The sequence below is a fragment of the Robinsoniella sp. RHS genome, from assembly GCF_001029355.1.
Lineage (GTDB): Bacteria > Bacillota > Clostridia > Lachnospirales > Lachnospiraceae > Robinsoniella > Robinsoniella peoriensis.
Window position 1 is genome coordinate 16,567 of record NZ_JNGB01000001.1, and the last position, 16,418, is coordinate 32,984.

The window sequence follows — 16,418 nt, forward strand, 5'->3', positions numbered from 1 at the left end:
AGGTATGTATCATGAGTTTTAAAGAAATCAAAGCAACAGAATTACAGAAAAATCCATTTCAGATGATTGGAAAAGAATGGCTGCTGGTAACAGCTAAAAATGGAGACAAATGCAACACGATGACAGCATCCTGGGGTGGTGTGGGCATAATGTGGGGAAAAAATGTAGCATATGTATTTATCCGTCCCCAGCGTTATACAAAAGAGTTTATAGACGCTTCCACCACATTTTCACTGTCTGTACTGGATGATTCCTACCGTAAAACATTAACTTACCTGGGAACTGTTTCCGGCAGAGATGAGGATAAAATCCAGAAATCAGGACTTACGGTTACACTGGAAGAGGATACCCCATACTTCGAAGAAGCCAATACCGTTATGCTATGCCGTAAACTCTATGCACAGGAATATGATCCCGCATGCTTTATTGATAAGAGCTGTGACGAAAAATGGTATCCCCAGAAGGATTACCACACGATGTATATTGTAGAGATTGAAAAAGTACTGGTGAAAGAATAGCATAAAAAGAACGGAACAATGTAATATAAAAGGCATGCCATGTTTTGATCACATGAGCATGCCTTTTGTGTTGGAAAATTTGCAATTAAAAGAATTTTACAACGTAGCCCTGAATAAAGATAGCCAATACAATAATCGGCAGAATCCAGGTCACATATACCTTTGCCCAATTGGGAAACTTTATTCCTTTACCCGCATTTGCTTCTGCAGTAAACTTCTTAAATCCCCATCCATAGCGGCTGGTACAGAATAAAAGATATACCAGACTGCCAAGAGGCAGTAAGTTATTGCTGACAATGAAATCCTCCAGATCCAATATATTTGATCCCGGTCCGAAAGGAGTAAATCCGCTTAACAGATTGAATCCTAATACACATGGCATCGAGAGAATAATAATTACGATCAGATTTACTGCAACTGCTTTTCCTCTGCTGCATCCGGTGAGATCCATTGCAAAAGAAATAATATTTTCAAATACGGCAATGATTGTTGAAATAGCCGCAAAAGACATGAATAAGAAGAAAAGGCTTCCCCATACTCTTCCACCGCTCATTTCATTAAATACATTGGGTAATGTAATGAATATCAGGCTTGGACCGCTGTCCGGCTTAATGTTATAAGCAAAACAGGCCGGAAAAATAATTAAACCTGCCATAAGTGCAACAAAAGTATCCAAAATGGTAACACTTACTGCTTCTCCGGTCAATGATCGGTCTTTTCCAATATAACTTCCGAAAATTGCCAATGCACCAATACCCAGGCTTAAAGTAAAGAACGCCTGACCCATAGCTGCAAAAATACTTTCTGATATCCCGGATTCCACTAATTTACTAAAGTCCGGATATAAATAAAATTTAAGTCCGGTGGAACTGCCTTCTAACATTACGGAACGGATAGCAAGAATAATCATAAGTGCTAACAGGCTGACCATCATTATCTTTGTGATTTTTTCTACACCGTTTTTCAATCCTTTCGCGCAGATGCCAAAGCATACAATAACCACAGCGATCATACAAACGGTCATCAGTACCGGCTGTCCCATTAACTCTCCAAAGGCTCCTGAGACCTGCTCCGAATTCATGCCCTCGAACTGCCCGGCAGCCATTTTGAAGAAATAGAGAATCATCCATCCGCCGATTGTGGTATAAAACATCATCAGCAGATAATTTCCCGCAATTGCTCCAAATTTGTATAAATGCCATTTTGTTCCTTTGGGTTCCAATACGTCAAATGACAGTGCCGCACTCTTCTGGCTTCCACGCCCTACTGCAAATTCCATTACCACAATTGGTAATCCAAGAATCAGCAGGAAGAATAAATAAACTAAAACGAATGCCGCACCTCCATATTTTCCCGTAATATAGGGGAAACGCCATACATTTCCTAACCCGATTGCACATCCTGCCGATATCAGGATAAAGCCCAACCGGGAGGAAAACTTCTCTCTCTCCATATCTGTCTCCTTTTTAAGTTATTCTCTAACTATTTTACACGAATTTTGTATATATGAAAAGCAAAAAACGCTTTTTTCAATAAATTTGGTAGAGATTTAAAGCGTTGATACTTTAAAACGTTGAGTTGTATAAGTATAGCATACCAAGATCAATCCATTGACAGTCTTAAGCCGGTACTGTAAACTAGAAAGGGCTTTACGATAGAACAAAAGGAAGGAAAGGTTTTGCCTGCGGTTATTTTTTAGCGGGCAATAAAGACGGAAACACGAATGAAAAGAATACTGACTTACCACATAGATTTACACAGCTCAGGCAAAAATATCACTGCTTTTCTGAAAGAAAAGGGCTATTCCAGACATATCCTTACCCATCTGAAACGTACAGAATATGGCATTTTAAAAAATGGGAAGTGGGCTTATACCTCAGAACAATTGCAGGAGGGGGATGAATTAACGATACAGATCGTGGAAGAAGGATTTTCCAGTCAGATTGTACCTGTAAAAATGGAACTTGTAATTGTGTATGAGGATGAAGACATACTGATTCTGGACAAAGCTGCCGATACGCCCATACATCCTTCCATCAATAATTATGAAAATACGCTTGCCAATGGTATAGCAGATTACTTCTCCAATAAAGGAACGGCATTTACTTACCGCTGTATTAACCGCCTGGACAGAGACACCACAGGGCTTTTGATTATCGCAAAAAATATGCTGAGCGCTGCTATCTTGTCCGATATGGTAAAAAGCCGGAAAATTCACCGGGAATATCTGGCTGCTGCTATTGGGAAAACACCTGATTCCGGTAAAATTGATGCACCAATTGCCCGAAGAGAGGATTCTGCAATTGAACGCATTGTTGATTATGAACATGGAGAACGGGCGGTGACCTATTTCAGGCGCCTGTCATATAAAAATGGGTACTCCCTGGTTTCCTTAAAGCTGGAAACCGGGCGTACCCATCAGATCCGCGTGCATATGAAATATCTGGGACATCCCCTGCCGGGGGACTTCCTGTACAATCCGGAATATACCAGAATCAAACGTCAGGCACTCCATTCCCACAGACTGGAATTGGAACATCCGATTACAAAAGAAAAACTGGTTTTTACTTCCCCTTTGCCCCCGGATATGCAGTTTGAGGAGTGGGATTAAGACTGCGCGAAACGCTTTCTGCTTCCCTTAAATATTGCCGCGTATTCTAGGGACTTCATCGATGTGCAGATACCGGCTGATACATTTTACAACAAGGTCATGATCGGATACGTGATCCAGGCCGGATACAATTACACCGCCGATGACACCGACTTCTTCCACACGAATTGGGAAACCGCCGCCGCAGGCTGCATAGTCTTTGGGATCCATGAAACGCTCCTCCAGGGTTTCTTCTGTTTTACGAAGCAGCATGTAAGCCCGCAGGCTGCTCTGCTCTAACCTGCGTACTGTATTGAACTTTCTTGCCATCCAACTTTCATTGTCCATGTTTGTCCGATTCGATGCGTATTGGAAAACCACATACCCATTATTTAAACGGATACTAACCGCTACCGGAAGGCTTCTTCTCTTTGCTTCCATTACAATCAGATTTCCAAGTTCCCATGCATCTTCATTTGTAAAATGAGAAAACTGAAGAATTTCTTCCTGCATCTCAAGCATAGCAATTAATTCGTCTACTGTCATAGTCATTCCTCCTAGTGTGAAAATGTTAATATAGTGTCATTATACTACTATTTCGGGGAAAAGAAAAGGGGATGTGAAAAACACCCGGATGCGAAATATTGATCGCAGAACCGAGTGTTTTAAAATGGGTTTTTCTTTATTTTTTACAGGTTTGCTTTAAAGAACGATTCCATTGCTTCGATTGCAGCAGCTTCATCATCTCCTTCAGCGGTTACGGTAACTTCAGCACCCTGTTTTACCCCAAGGCTCATAACAGCCATCAGTCTTCTGAGGTCTGCACTTTTTTCACCAGCTTTCAGGGTCAGCCTGGAGGTAAATGGCTTTGCCTCTTTTACCAAGAGTCCTGCCGGTCTTGCGTGAATTCCAATCTCGTCTGTAATTACATAATTAAATGATTTCATAAAATTTCCACCTTTCGTCTTTTATCTATTGTTATGGCAGTCCGGAAACAGTTTGGAATTATCCGAAATGTTGGTTTGCCGGACTGCACAAATAACCAATTTATTAATAAATCTTAAGCAATTGCTGCTTGCTCTGTATGTCACCGGTATTTACGACGGTAACTGTGTGATAGTCATCTGTATTGGAAACAATGACCGGTGTAACCGTTCTGTAATGTTCACTCTTTATGCCGTCCAGATCCACAACAGCCAGAAGGTCTCCGGTTTTTACACGATCTCCGTCTTTTACGTGAATATCGTAATATTTTCCATTTAGCTGAACGGTATCGATTCCCACATGGATCAGAAGCTCTATACCATTATCTGAGGTAAGTCCGATAGCATGTTTGGTGTCAAATACCATAGATACAACTCCATCAAAGGGGGCAGTTACCCTGCCGTCCGCTGGTTCAATCGCAGCACCGTCTCCCAACATTCTTTCCGAAAACACACCGTCATTGACTTCTTCTAACGGAATGGATTTACCGTTCATCGGGGCATAAACCGTGTAGCCTTTACCAGTTGAATTTTCCTCCTGCGTTTCAGATTCTGCATGGGTACTATTCATATTATTATACTCCCCGCTCGTTTCATCTGCAATCTCCGGTTGATTAAAATTCAGATCTTTATCGCTGTCGCTTGCAGGACTTGCCAGATAATCCTCCAGGTTTGATTTGATTACCGTTACTTTCGGTCCATAAATAACCTGGACTCCATTGCCCTTCATGATAACACCGGCGGCGCCGCTGGCTTTTAATATGCCCTGATCTACTTTTTCTTTATCTGCTACCGTTATACGAAGTCTTGTGGCACAGCAGTCTACGTCGCTGATATTAAGTTTTCCTCCTAGTCCCCGTGTTATCATGGCTGATTGTTCGTCGATGATTTCACTGGCGCTGTTTTCCTGATTTTTTCCTTTTTTTGCATCAACGTCTGCCCTGCGGTAAAGTTTTACCTCTTCTTCCCCTTCTTCACGTCCCGGAGTCTTCAGATTGAATTTTCTTATTAAAAAAGTGAACAGGAAATAGTAAATAATAAAATATATAATACCTATCAGTACAATCCATAGCCAGCTTGTTTTCGCATTTCCCTGCATGATACCAAAAAGCGTCAGGTCAATAAGTCCGCCGGAAAAAGTCATGCCGACTCCTACTCCGAAAATATGCGTGAACATATATGCCAGTCCTGCCAGGACACAGTGAATTGCATACATTAAAGGTGCAACAAACAGGAAGGTAAACTCCAGCGGTTCGGTAATACCGGTAATCATAGAAGTCAGGGCTGCTGAGATTAAAAGGCCGCCCACTATTTTCCTCTTTTCCGGCTTTGCACAGCGGTACATGGCAAGCGCCGCACCGGGAAGTCCAAATATCATAAAGACAAATTTACCCGACATAAAGCGGCATGCATTTACGCTAAAATGTGTGATACCAGGATCCGCTAACTGGGCAAAGAATATGTTCTGTGCACCTTCTACATAGGCACCTGCAACCGTTGCAGTACCGCCTACCGCTGTCTGCCAGAATGGCAGGTAAAACACATGGTGAAGCCCGAAAGGTATCAATGCCCTTTCAATTAAACCGTATAACCAGGTACCAAAATATCCGGAATTCATAACGAATTGCCCCAGGCTGTTAATACCATTTTGTATAAATGGCCAGATATAAAACATCAAAATACCCACGATCATATAGACAGCTGCCGATATGATCGGTACGAATCTGGTTCCGCCAAAGAATGACAGTACCTGTGGAAGCTGAATTTTGTAAAAACGGTTATGGAGTGCTGCCACACCAAGCCCTACAATAATACCGCCGAATACACCCATCTGTAAGGAGGTGATACCAACAACGGAAGTTGTTGCACCTTCTAGCATACTATCCGGTCCGCCCTGTGCAGTAATCAGCGCACCTATGGAAGCATGCATAACAAAAAATGCAATGGCACCCGACAATGCCGCAACTTCTTTTTCTTTCTTCGCCATACCGATGGCAACACCCATGGCAAAAATAATAGGCAGATTGCTGAATACAATACTTCCGGCTGCATTTAGTACGGTCAAAATCGTATAAATAAAAGTACCGGGCCCCATGATCTTCATTAAATGATAGGTCTCAAGCATTGTTTCATTTGTAAATGAACCGCCGACTCCAAGAAACAGTCCCGCGATGGGTAAAATAGCGATGGGCAGCATAAAAGATCTGCCTACACGCTGTAATATACCAAAAATTTTATCTTTCATTTCTCTGATTCCTCCTGAAAAAATATATATTATAATCTGATTCTGCACAAAAAAAGACCGTAACAGAAAACATGATAGTAGTATACCCCAGCTGTAGATATCTACTACCAAATCCTGTTCCGGTCTAGCCTGCATTACCAGTTACAATCCAGATTATACAGTATTTGATACTCTTCTTAAATGAATGGTGAGGAAAATCATCTCTTCCTCAGTGATTTCTTTCTTATATGTCTCCCGGATAAAGGTCCGGATCTCTTCTGCACATTTATAGTCATTTTTATAACGTTTCTTAACCATTTTCTGAAAAGTTACATCATCATCTTTCGTAATCCGGTCAGAAAATAACCGCTGTCCGAAAAATTTCAGGTGTGTTATAAAACGTTCGTAGGCCAGAGAATGATCATCTAATTTCATCTGATAATATTTCTCTGCGATGTCCAGCACCTGCTGTATCATTTCCGTGATATTCACCATGTCGCACATATCCGTGTTTAATTCTGCATTCACAATATGTAAGGCTATAAAACCTGCCTCATCCCTGGATAATTCTACATCCAGCTTTTCTTTGATGATTTCCAGAGCTTTGCAGCCAATCTGGAATTCCTGTATATAAAAATTACGGATTTCCATCAGCAATGCATTCCGGTACTCCATGTTCTGACGCTTGCGTTCAATGGCGAAACTGATATGATCTGTCAAAGTAATATAAACATTTTCATTTAATCTTTTGCCTACGGTATTCCTGGCATAATCGATAATTTCCGTACAGGTCTCCACATATGACAGTGGAATTTCCGCCATTAATTCCTGTAATTTGCCGGATGCCTTGGGGCTTTCCATTTTATAAACTTTTTCAATTTTCTCCCCGGGGATTATATCATGAGGTTTTTGCTTAAATCCAATGCCAAGCCCCCTGACGATGATTTCCTGCCCATCTTCATCAACGGAACATACAATATTATTATTGATAATCTTCGTTATCTCATACATTCCTGTCTTATCTCCATTCCGTTTCCAAACATGTTTGATCAAATAATGTCATTTGTCAGAATTCAAAAAGTATAAACAGGATTTATGCAGTTTCAAACATAAAAAAAACCAACCCTGCAGAAAGTTATCATACTCGCTTCAAAGATGGTCTCGCCTGCATTACCAGTCACAATCCCGTATTTATCTTTAAAAAGGATATCATATAATGTAATTAGTGTCAAGTGGATTTGAAAGAATAATTGAATAATATCATATCAGAGAACAGCCGGTACCGGATTGGCACAAGGCTGTTCTCTTTTTCTTTTAAACGGTTATTTTTTTATTTTCGCTTTTGAAGAAAGTCCCTTATTTTTTAAGAGTTTTTTATAGTATGTTAATTTTTTAGACGGAACCTGAATGACAGCTTTGGAATGAATTTTTTTCAAAGCATTTTTTCCTACCGTTTTTAACTTACTGCTCTCAATCTTAATGGTCTTGAGATTCTTTGCTCCATAGAATGCAGCATCACCGATTTTTGTAATATTCTTTGAAATGGTAATGGATTTTAACTTTGTATTTTTGTAAAATGCTTTGTTTTTAATTTCCGTAACTGTAAACTTATAACTGGAAATTGTAACCGTATTGGGGAGTTTAAGTTTTGAGGTTTTCTTGTTTTTAACGCCTTTCACACAAACCGTCCCATTGCCGGCAGAAGATTTCAGTATCTGATATTTTAATTTTCCTACGGTATAGGAAGCACCTTTCTTAGGGATTTTGTAAACAGAAAGGGTAAGTCTGGCGGCATAGAGTAAATTTTTCGCAGATTTTAATTTATCCAGGTTTGCCCTGCTGTCACTCAATATCTTTTCTGCTTCACTGAGGTTATCTTTGAAACGCCGGAAGCTTGCTAAAGTATAATGTTTCTGTCCTTTCTTTACGATTGCGCTGCATGCTGTAATTTCTGCCTGCAGCGCTTTTCTTGCATCTGACAGGGAAGTATCCGGCTTTAACTGCAGACCTGCCATTGCAGAATTTAGTTTATCCAGAGCTGCCTGTATTTCTTTAGCGGTTGGTTCTGCTGAGGATAACACTTTTACTGCCCCGTCATACGCAGTTTTGAAAACTGCCCAGCTCGTATCGGTATAACTGCCCTGGCCTTTATCGAAGAGTGTCTTTGCTTTGTTTACTGCTTCTCTCAGTCTAAAGGTATCCTCTTTTTGGATCAGGGAAGCCATAGCATGATTTAATTGCTCTGCTGCAGCCAGTATCTCATCTGCTGAAGGATCTTCTTTTTCTAATACAGCGGCCGCTTCTTCATATGCGGCAAGCAATTGTGCCCAGCTTGCATTTGTATAATTACCCTGGCCTTTTTGAATTAGATTTTGTGCAGTACTGACGGTATCTTCCAAGGTGGCTGTATCTCCTATGAGGATCAGTTCCCTGAGCGCATTTTCAAGTGCATCAGATGCCGCCTGGATCTCCTCTTTGGATGCCTCTTTGTTTAAATAGACACCATAAGACTCGACTATACGATCTGCTGCAGACTTCCTGCTGGTAAAGGTATAGTTTTTCATGGCATCCCCTTCAATCTGTTTCATTAAGCCGCCAAGTGATAGGAGAATCGGACTTTCCGTTAATGGCTCATCATCGCCGCCAGACACAGTTTCCACTCCATATTCAAAATAGTCCAAACCAAATTTTCCGGCAGGTACAAGTTTAACGGTATGTTCCCCGTCTTCCAGATAACCGGATGCATAGACTTCTTTGTATACATTAACATTCTCATTGTTATTAATATGTCCCGCAGGTTCTCCATCGATATAAACATCGGCACCCTGCTGTCCGCCATCTGCTTTTGCACCTATTTTTATATAGTTTCCGTTAAATGTAAGGGCGATATAATCTCCATCTTTTACCGGATTGCCTTTGTCACCCAGGAAGGTCTCACTTCCGTTGTAAGCATCGGAAGATGGCCACAGCTGCCAGTCGCCTGTCTTTTCCAGCAGGCTGTCTTCACCATCAACTTTTGTCCAGGCAGTTTCCGTCTTTGATCCGGATTCCAGTTTATCCGGGTCCGGATAGATCATGATTGTATTTGAAATTATTTCCAGTGTATTTTTATCCCACACACTGAGAATGGCTTCATATCCTTTTATATCAGAAGGCATATTGAGCGTCAGGTGAAGATCTTTTGCGGCGCCGGGATAGAATTCGTCGGAAGTCATGGTGAAGCCTGCCAGCATTCCATCCGGTCCATAGAGGGACAGTGAAGCACACAAAGACTGTAAATCTTCCGAAGTATTTTTTAGGGATAATATCCCGGTGAAGTCTTCTCCTGCCTGTAAGCCTTCGGTAATTCCCACATAGGCGGTACGGATGCTTTTGCTTTTTTTGCTGATGTCCCGGATGGCTCCGTACAATTTTGCGTCCGCCCAGTCTGTGTGATCCTGGGATTCAGAACCGTTGGCGTCTGTCATAAGCTTCAGTTCCGAAACTCCGCTGACGCTTAAATTGAATTCATCGGCTTCCCCGCCAGAAAGTTCCTTTTCATAAATCAGGCTGTTGTCGGCATAGATCCTAAAGATTGCATTGCCTCCATCCACTTCATTATCAATGCCCGCCACTCCGGAAAAGCGCGTATACTTTTTGTCCAGGTTATGAATAATGGTGCTGTCAGCATGAAGACCGATTCCTTTTTTATAAACTTTATTGCCTACCTTTATCTGATTTCCCTGGCAGGTCTTGTCTTTTCCTTTTTCACCCCATCCAGTGGAGACTTTGTCGTAATCCACTACATCGGAGAGGTAAGCACTGTATTTGGTATATTGAGGTGTAATTGAGGAGGGGTTTCCATATACATTCAGTTCCGTGAGAAAGGCTTTTTCATTTTCCGGAACGTCCGTAAAGGTTATCTTAACATATCTGGCTTCCGGCCCGTCCAGGGATTCTTCTGCTTTCCTTGATGTAATGGTATCCTTTGTATATTCTGCAGCAATGGTCCATGGGCCATTCTTATCCATAGCTGTTTCGACTTTATATGGATAGGGAGATTTGTTAAATCCCAGTCCTATGTTATAGAGGTATAATGTAAATTCCAGATCTACCATAAAGTATTCCCCGCTGCCTGTATTCTCTGCCTGCCAGGATGTCGCCATATTACCGTCTGCTGCCAGTGCACTGTCCTGATCATTGCTGCTTGGGAACAGGGGTCTTCCGGAAGCGGCATTGTTTTCACCATATATAATGGGATCTTCTATTTTAGCAGTTACACTGCCCCACTTATCTGCATTATAAAAATCTTCCGGTTCCGAACCATCATCGGTTTCGGACATATTATCTGTATGTATTGTAATTGTGGATACCCCAAGACCTTCTGCCGTTGCGCTGATAATGCTGTCTCCCGAATAGTAACTGCGGAATTCGATGCTTGCTTTTCCATCCCGTATTGATTTGCCGGGGGTAAACTTATATGTTTTACCTCCCGGGAAAACACCGGGGCCGGATTCCACCTTCAGGGTTACCTCTTTAGTTTCATTTACCCAGTTGCCGTCTGCATCCTGTAAGGTAACAATCAGCTGGGTGTCTTTTGTACCGTTGTTCGTAATGGTTTCTTCAGAGGACGTAATGTCTATCTGAGATGCCGCACCCGATATGGAGGATTCCTGTTCTATACCCATATTCTGTTCCCGGTACCAGTACCAGCTGTTTAAAGGCAGGCGATAGTAGTCGATTATTCCCATTTTAGCCAGCCCGTCACCGCCGATGGTACCGTGATGAAAGCCACACCAAAGAACCAGGCCTGCGCTACTTGGTTTTAGCTGATAATTATATTCGTCACTGCCCTGTATCTGATCATAAAATGGCCGGTATTCGCCTGGCCGGTCTGCAGTCTTTGAGCCGTATTCCGCAACTACATTGGGCATCCAGGTATTTTCAAATTTTCCTCCGTCTCCGTTGTATCCTGCAATATCACAAACCGCCAGATCGGCATACCCGCCTCTTTGCGCTCCGCCCATTCCTGCTTTTCTGGTAGGATCAAGCTGGTGTGACAGATTCCGCATTTTGTCTACAAGCGCAAGCGCTTTCGGCGCAGTTCCATTTGCAGAAGCATCATTTCCGTTATCCATGCCGCCATTTGTGAAAAACGCTTCATTTCCCATACTCCAGTTAATAATAGAGGGATGGTTGCGGTTTACGCGTATCATAGCTTCCAGGGAATCCAGGCAGCTCTGCTCAAAAGCTGCTTCATCTGCAGGATTCTGCGGGTATGCATCCTTAAACCAGTCCGCAGATGTGCCTATTGCCGGTTCGTCTTTTCCGGCGCATCCACCCATCCCCCAGAAATTGCACTCTGACCAGAACATAATTCCCTGATCATCACAGGCTTTTGCAAATGATGGATCATGGGGATAATGGGAGCCGCGGATAAAATTCATCCCGCACTCTTTGATCATGGATACGTCCCGCATGAATCCTTCGTTGGTAACTGCATCCGCAAAGCCTGCATGATCCTGATGTACATTTGCTCCATTTAATTCTACTTTTTTTCCGTTCAAATAGAACCCGTCGTTTTTATACTGCGCCCAGCGAAAGCCAAAAGAGGATTCATAGGTATCTGCCGGAACACCATTTCGGTATACGGTAGTATATAATTGGTACACATATGGATTTTCAGTATCCCATAACTGTATGTTTTTGATTTTTTCACTGACCGCAGTAATTTCTGCAGCAGATCCTGCAGAAATATTCTGTTCAGCCGATTCAAATACAGCCTGCACGATACCGTCTTTGTCCACCACTTCCTGTTTTACTTTTACCAAAGCCTCAGACAGCGAATCATTTTTTATTTCGGTACTGACGCTTACGTTAGATTGTTTCTGCTCAATATTATTCAGGATTTCTTCCTCACTGGCATAATTATCCGGAATATTCTTTGCAGAAGGGTCGAATCCGGGGTTAGACAAATCAGGAGTAGTGACGAAAGTTCCATACCAGGTTACATGAACCTCATCCGTAATATTGAGATAGACATCCCGGTAAATTCCTCCGGTAAACTGGTGGTCTCCTGCTCTTGGAGCAAGATCCGGCTGCCAGATATTATTGACGCGGACTGCAATCAGATTCTTCCCAGGATTCAGATAGTCTGTAATGTCAAATACAAAGCCAGAGTAACCGCCGCGGTGTGTACCTGCCGGCTGCCCGTTTACATATATTTCGGCCTCCTGAAAAACACCCTCAAATTCCAATTCAATTTTCTTTCCAACCATATTGTCCGATACTTCAAATTCCTTACGATACCATCCGTATCCCACGTAGAAAGATGCCTGCATTTCATAAGGGATGCTGAAATTATGAGGAATACCGATATCCACCCATTGGGAATCATCATAGTCCACGGATTCTGCTCCCGGGATATCATTACGGATAAATTTCCACTCCCTGTTAAAATTCACCTGCTCCCTGCCCGTCTGTTCACTTACATAAGTTTTCCCAACTTGTTCAGCCGCAAGTTTGTAAAGAGCCTCACTTTTTTCGATTGTGGAAGTACGGTTGTCCAATGGATTTTCCGTTTCCGTTTGGGATTGCGTTTCCACCTGATATGTTTCAGATTCTGTCAGAAGTTCTGTTTCAATCTCCTGATTTTCAACCGGGGTACTTTGGAGTGCCTCAGTTACCATTTCCGTTTCCGGCACCTGAGCCGCCGATACCGCCATTGATGGCAGAATCATGGAACAGGACAAAACGATTGCAATGATACTTTTCCATCTCTCTTTTTTTCTCATCTTAACCTTCTCCTTTTTCTCTCACTCTCATTTATCTATTTAAAAACTAAAGCATATTTTACCCTTTCCCCACATTATCTTCAGAATTTACATAAATAGATAAATTATCGTCATTATATTTAAGCTGAATCAAAATGTACATACTATTTTCTGTGGTTATTATTAGAATTTATTAATTACTATTGAATGATACCGGGAAAAGTAAAGAATTTTCTGAAAATAAAAAAAGAAGGGGATTATTTCCCCTTCCCAGACTGTACATAAACTATATTTTTTCCCTTATTCAATACCCCTATCTTGAAAATAATTTGGCAATTTCTTCTTTCTTATTTCTTCGGACTCTTTGTCTTCTTCAAGTTCTTGAATCTGCGCATCACCTGTTCCCGAAAAAGCTTCAAGCATCTTGACTATCTCATTCTGGGCTATGGGACCTGAACCCAGGGACAGGCTCACCATTAGGGTGAGAAATAATTTATATATCTTTTCTTTCATTTATATTCCTCCAATTCAATCTCTGCTTTGCTTCACTCTCGTAATAAGTATTCGTTTATACCCGCTTATACCCGTTACCTATTTGCATACAAAAAAGAAGCCATTGTCTGATTCTAAAATGACTTATAACCACCAACACACTTGCAATGATTTGAAAAGGATTTGATTCAATTGTCCAGACGTACCTTCTGATTAATTAATGACCATTCATCAGGCAATAATATAAATAAGGTCAAGAAGAAAAAAAGAAAAACTATAATAAGAAAAAGAAGCAGGCTGATTCCTTTTGGGATAGCTGCTATCATGAGTATTGAGCATATATTCTTGGTTCCAGGTTCATTATAAGAATTATTTTTGTTCAAAAATGAAGCCTTAAAGCAGGTAGTATTATAACCGTCTTCATTGGTAACGATACTTTCTGAAATTGCCCACGTTTCAATTACAGTTGCCGTATCTAATAATTCATTAAGATTATAAGTACTGCAAAAAAACACATTCATAGTTAAGCACATAGCAAAAAGAAGCATAATGAAAGAGACTCTAATACGAGAGAAATGATTTTTCTTATTATTTATTTCCATTACAATCCCCTTCTTTGCTACTTGCTGCGACAAATGTGGCTATAGTCTGAGAAGGGGATTATTTCCCCTTCCTAATAACTTTATTTAATCCGATCCGGAAATCCTACCTTACGCTGTACCTTACGAAGAGTCTTCGTAGCGTAATAATTTGCCTTTTCAGCGTTTGTTTTGATTATACCGTCAATATAACCTTTGTCTTTGTTTAACTCGGCTACACGGTCCTGTACCGGTTTTAAAACGGAAATAACAGCCTCGCCAATGGCTTCTTTGAATGCGCCATAGCCCAGTCCGTCAAATTCCTTCACTGCTTCGTCCGGTGTCTTGCCCATACAGGCACAATAGATATCCAGAAGATTTTTAATTCCCGGCTGCTCATCACGATACAAAATAGTTGCTTCTGAATCCGTTACGGCACGTTTGCATTTTCGCATTATGGTGTCAGGATCATCCATCAGATAAATACTTCCGTTGGGATTTTCATCGGATTTTGACATCTTCTTCGCCGGATCCTGGAGACTCATAATTTTTGCACCGGTTTTTCCGATATAAGCTTCCGGAACGGTAAAAACATCTCCATAAATTCCGTTAAAACGCTGTGCAATGTCACGGGTCAGCTCCAGATGCTGCATCTGGTCGATTCCTACCGGAACCAGGTCGGTCTGGAATAAAAGGATATCTGCTGCCATAAGTGTCGGATATGTAAAGAGTCCGGCATTGATATTATCTGCATGTTTGGCTGATTTATCTTTAAACTGTGTCATACGGCTGAGTTCGCCCATATAAGTATAGCAGTTTAAGATCCAGCTGAGTTCCGCATGTCCGGAAACATGTGACTGGTAATAGATGCAGTTTTTTTCAGGATCAAGTCCTGCTGCAATATATAAGGTCAGAAGCGCCCTGGCTCTCTTGCGAAGTGTAGCCGGATCCTGACGAACGGTGATGGAATGAAGATCTACAACACTATAGAAGCACTCATACTCATCACTTAAAGTAACCCAATTTTTTAAAGCGCCCAGATAATTGCCCAAAGTCAATGTACCGGTTGCCTGCATACCGCTGAATAAAACTTTTTTGTCATTAATCATGTCTAAATTTCCTCCATTTACTTTGGTTAAAGTTTATCACCTGAAACTATGAAAGTCAAGGTTGTATCCATACACAATCTTTGATAAAATAAAGGAGAAATACAGGGTGGCTGGGAATCAGTCTGTACCCGAAACAGAAAGGAGTGTACTATATGGAAAAAATAACAAGCTTCACCATAGACCATATCAAGCTGTTACCCGGGGTATACGTATCACGAAAAGATCATGTGGGCAGTGAAGTAATAACCACTTTTGACCTTCGCATGACGAAACCAAACGGAGAACCGGTCATGAATACCGCAGAAATGCATGCCATCGAACATCTGGCTGCAACCTGGCTTCGCAACAACGAAGAAATGGGGAATAAGGTCATTTATTTTGGTCCTATGGGCTGCCGCACCGGATTTTATCTTCTGTTACATGGGGATTTTGAATCGAAAGATATCGTCGAATTGATGATTGGATTATTTGAATTCATCAGAGACTTTAAAGATGAAGTCCCCGGCGCATCTGCCAGGGACTGTGGAAATTATCTGGATATGAATCTTGGAATGGCAAATTATCTCGCAGATAAATATTTAAATGAGGTGCTTTACCGCATCACACCGGACAGGCTTGTGTATCCGGTCTAAACCGCACCTTTTCTTCAGATATCTGTTTTTTACAAAATCAAATAACACATCTTCACCATGCTTATCCAGGACATGCAGCAGCTTTTCCAGCTGATCGGCTGTTTCTGGATGAAGCAGGTAGTGTGTCTTTCCGTTTTGGTAATAAGCCAGCGGGTCATGATCGGTATATTTACTTCCATTGTATACTTTCGAGGCTGCTATCCGGTCCATCAGCATTTCCGCCACATATTTTCTTGGCATTTTCACACCAACCAAGGCAGCGCCTTTCTGTTCCAGGCTATAGTCGGTCCAGTACTCAAAATGATGCTTGTTTCTGCCTTTATGATGGAGCCATGCAGCGGAATATCCTTTTACTTCACGTTCCGCATTATTGGGACTTCTTGTACCCTGATAATACTTGCATCCGATCAGAAATTCGGAAGGTAAATACTTAGACATGTCATGCAGCAGCCCCTGTTTATAAAGGCCGATCCGGAAACAATGCTTCATTACCAGAAATTTATGCTTCGTAATAGTTCTAAAATGCGCCAAAGCTTTCAT

At 41.6% G+C, this 16,418-nt stretch carries 13 protein-coding genes; 3 read left to right on the forward strand and 10 right to left on the reverse strand.

What is annotated here, in order from left to right:
* The first annotated feature begins 11 nt into the window (after positions 1-11).
* A complete protein-coding gene (locus RHS_RS00075; RefSeq protein WP_047832029.1) occupies positions 12-518 on the forward strand; it encodes a flavin reductase family protein in 507 nt (168 codons plus the stop codon).
* 85 nt (positions 519-603) lie between these two features.
* On the opposite strand, the gene RHS_RS00080 is transcribed toward RHS_RS00075, so the two are convergent.
* Entirely contained in the window at positions 604-1,971 is a 1,368-nt protein-coding gene (locus RHS_RS00080; RefSeq protein ID WP_047832030.1) for a sodium-dependent transporter, read from the reverse strand.
* 270 nt (positions 1,972-2,241) lie between these two features.
* On the opposite strand from RHS_RS00080, the gene RHS_RS00085 reads away from it, so the two are divergent.
* Positions 2,242-3,129, forward strand: a complete 888-nt coding sequence (locus RHS_RS00085; protein ID WP_047832031.1) for an RluA family pseudouridine synthase — start codon at positions 2,242-2,244, stop codon at positions 3,127-3,129.
* A gap of 27 nt (positions 3,130-3,156) precedes the next feature.
* On the opposite strand, the gene RHS_RS00090 is transcribed toward RHS_RS00085, so the two are convergent.
* The 8 genes from RHS_RS00090 to trpS form a co-directional block, all read right to left on the reverse strand.
* Positions 3,157-3,654, reverse strand: coding sequence for a heme-degrading domain-containing protein (locus RHS_RS00090; protein ID WP_027294187.1), 498 nt, complete (start codon positions 3,652-3,654; stop codon positions 3,157-3,159).
* A 143-nt stretch (positions 3,655-3,797) separates the two neighbouring features.
* The gene (locus RHS_RS00095; protein WP_027294188.1) at positions 3,798-4,055 is read right to left on the reverse strand and encodes an HPr family phosphocarrier protein; all 258 of its coding nucleotides are present in this window, start codon (positions 4,053-4,055) and stop codon (positions 3,798-3,800) included.
* 103 nt (positions 4,056-4,158) lie between these two features.
* A complete protein-coding gene (locus tag RHS_RS00100) occupies positions 4,159-6,336 on the reverse strand; it encodes a PTS transporter subunit IIABC (protein WP_047832129.1) in 2,178 nt (725 codons plus the stop codon).
* 153 nt (positions 6,337-6,489) lie between these two features.
* Entirely contained in the window at positions 6,490-7,326 is an 837-nt protein-coding gene (gene licT / locus RHS_RS00105) for a BglG family transcription antiterminator LicT (RefSeq protein ID WP_044289381.1), read from the reverse strand.
* A 311-nt stretch (positions 7,327-7,637) separates the two neighbouring features.
* Positions 7,638-13,088 (reverse strand): NPCBM/NEW2 domain-containing protein, encoded by a 5,451-nt coding sequence (locus RHS_RS29780; RefSeq protein WP_395020852.1) that lies wholly within the window; start codon positions 13,086-13,088, stop codon positions 7,638-7,640.
* 279 nt (positions 13,089-13,367) lie between these two features.
* A complete protein-coding gene (locus RHS_RS00115) occupies positions 13,368-13,580 on the reverse strand; it encodes a hypothetical protein (protein ID WP_027294191.1) in 213 nt (70 codons plus the stop codon).
* Between the two features lie 167 nt (positions 13,581-13,747).
* Positions 13,748-14,161, reverse strand: coding sequence for a hypothetical protein (locus RHS_RS00120; RefSeq protein WP_047832032.1), 414 nt, complete (start codon positions 14,159-14,161; stop codon positions 13,748-13,750).
* A gap of 80 nt (positions 14,162-14,241) precedes the next feature.
* Positions 14,242-15,246: a tryptophan--tRNA ligase gene (gene trpS / locus RHS_RS00125; RefSeq protein ID WP_027294193.1), complete on the reverse strand. Its 1,005-nt coding sequence runs from the start codon at positions 15,244-15,246 to the stop codon at positions 14,242-14,244.
* A 152-nt stretch (positions 15,247-15,398) separates the two neighbouring features.
* Here trpS and RHS_RS00130 point away from each other — a divergent pair, with 152 nt between their 5' ends.
* Positions 15,399-15,878 carry an S-ribosylhomocysteine lyase gene (locus RHS_RS00130; RefSeq protein ID WP_044295962.1) on the forward strand — a complete coding sequence of 160 codons (480 nt, stop codon included), beginning with the start codon at positions 15,399-15,401 and terminating at the stop codon, positions 15,876-15,878.
* Here the strand turns inward: RHS_RS00130 and RHS_RS00135 are convergent.
* The gene (locus tag RHS_RS00135; protein WP_044295961.1) at positions 15,825-16,418 is read right to left on the reverse strand and encodes a DUF5662 family protein; all 594 of its coding nucleotides are present in this window, start codon (positions 16,416-16,418) and stop codon (positions 15,825-15,827) included. The genes RHS_RS00130 and RHS_RS00135 overlap by 54 nt on opposite strands.

What these genes read in the sequence shown, in the direction of transcription:
- RHS_RS29780 (WP_395020852.1), bottom strand. Translation starts at nt 13,088, where the DNA reads ATGAGAAAAAAAGAGAGATGGAAAAGTATCATTGCAATCGTTTTGTCC.
- RHS_RS00130 (WP_044295962.1), top strand. Translation starts at nt 15,399, where the DNA reads ATGGAAAAAATAACAAGCTTCACCATAGACCATATCAAGCTGTTACCC.
- RHS_RS00095 (WP_027294188.1), bottom strand. Translation starts at nt 4,055, where the DNA reads ATGAAATCATTTAATTATGTAATTACAGACGAGATTGGAATTCACGCA.
- RHS_RS00090 (WP_027294187.1), bottom strand. Translation starts at nt 3,654, where the DNA reads ATGACAGTAGACGAATTAATTGCTATGCTTGAGATGCAGGAAGAAATT.
- RHS_RS00080 (WP_047832030.1), bottom strand. Translation starts at nt 1,971, where the DNA reads ATGGAGAGAGAGAAGTTTTCCTCCCGGTTGGGCTTTATCCTGATATCG.
- RHS_RS00120 (WP_047832032.1), bottom strand. Translation starts at nt 14,161, where the DNA reads ATGGAAATAAATAATAAGAAAAATCATTTCTCTCGTATTAGAGTCTCT.
- RHS_RS00085 (WP_047832031.1), top strand. Translation starts at nt 2,242, where the DNA reads ATGAAAAGAATACTGACTTACCACATAGATTTACACAGCTCAGGCAAA.
- RHS_RS00075 (WP_047832029.1), top strand. Translation starts at nt 12, where the DNA reads ATGAGTTTTAAAGAAATCAAAGCAACAGAATTACAGAAAAATCCATTT.
- RHS_RS00100 (WP_047832129.1), bottom strand. Translation starts at nt 6,336, where the DNA reads ATGAAAGATAAAATTTTTGGTATATTACAGCGTGTAGGCAGATCTTTT.
- licT (WP_044289381.1), bottom strand. Translation starts at nt 7,326, where the DNA reads ATGTATGAGATAACGAAGATTATCAATAATAATATTGTATGTTCCGTT.
- RHS_RS00135 (WP_044295961.1), bottom strand. Translation starts at nt 16,418, where the DNA reads ATGAAAGCTTTGGCGCATTTTAGAACTATTACGAAGCATAAATTTCTG.
- RHS_RS00115 (WP_027294191.1), bottom strand. Translation starts at nt 13,580, where the DNA reads ATGAAAGAAAAGATATATAAATTATTTCTCACCCTAATGGTGAGCCTG.
- trpS (WP_027294193.1), bottom strand. Translation starts at nt 15,246, where the DNA reads ATGATTAATGACAAAAAAGTTTTATTCAGCGGTATGCAGGCAACCGGT.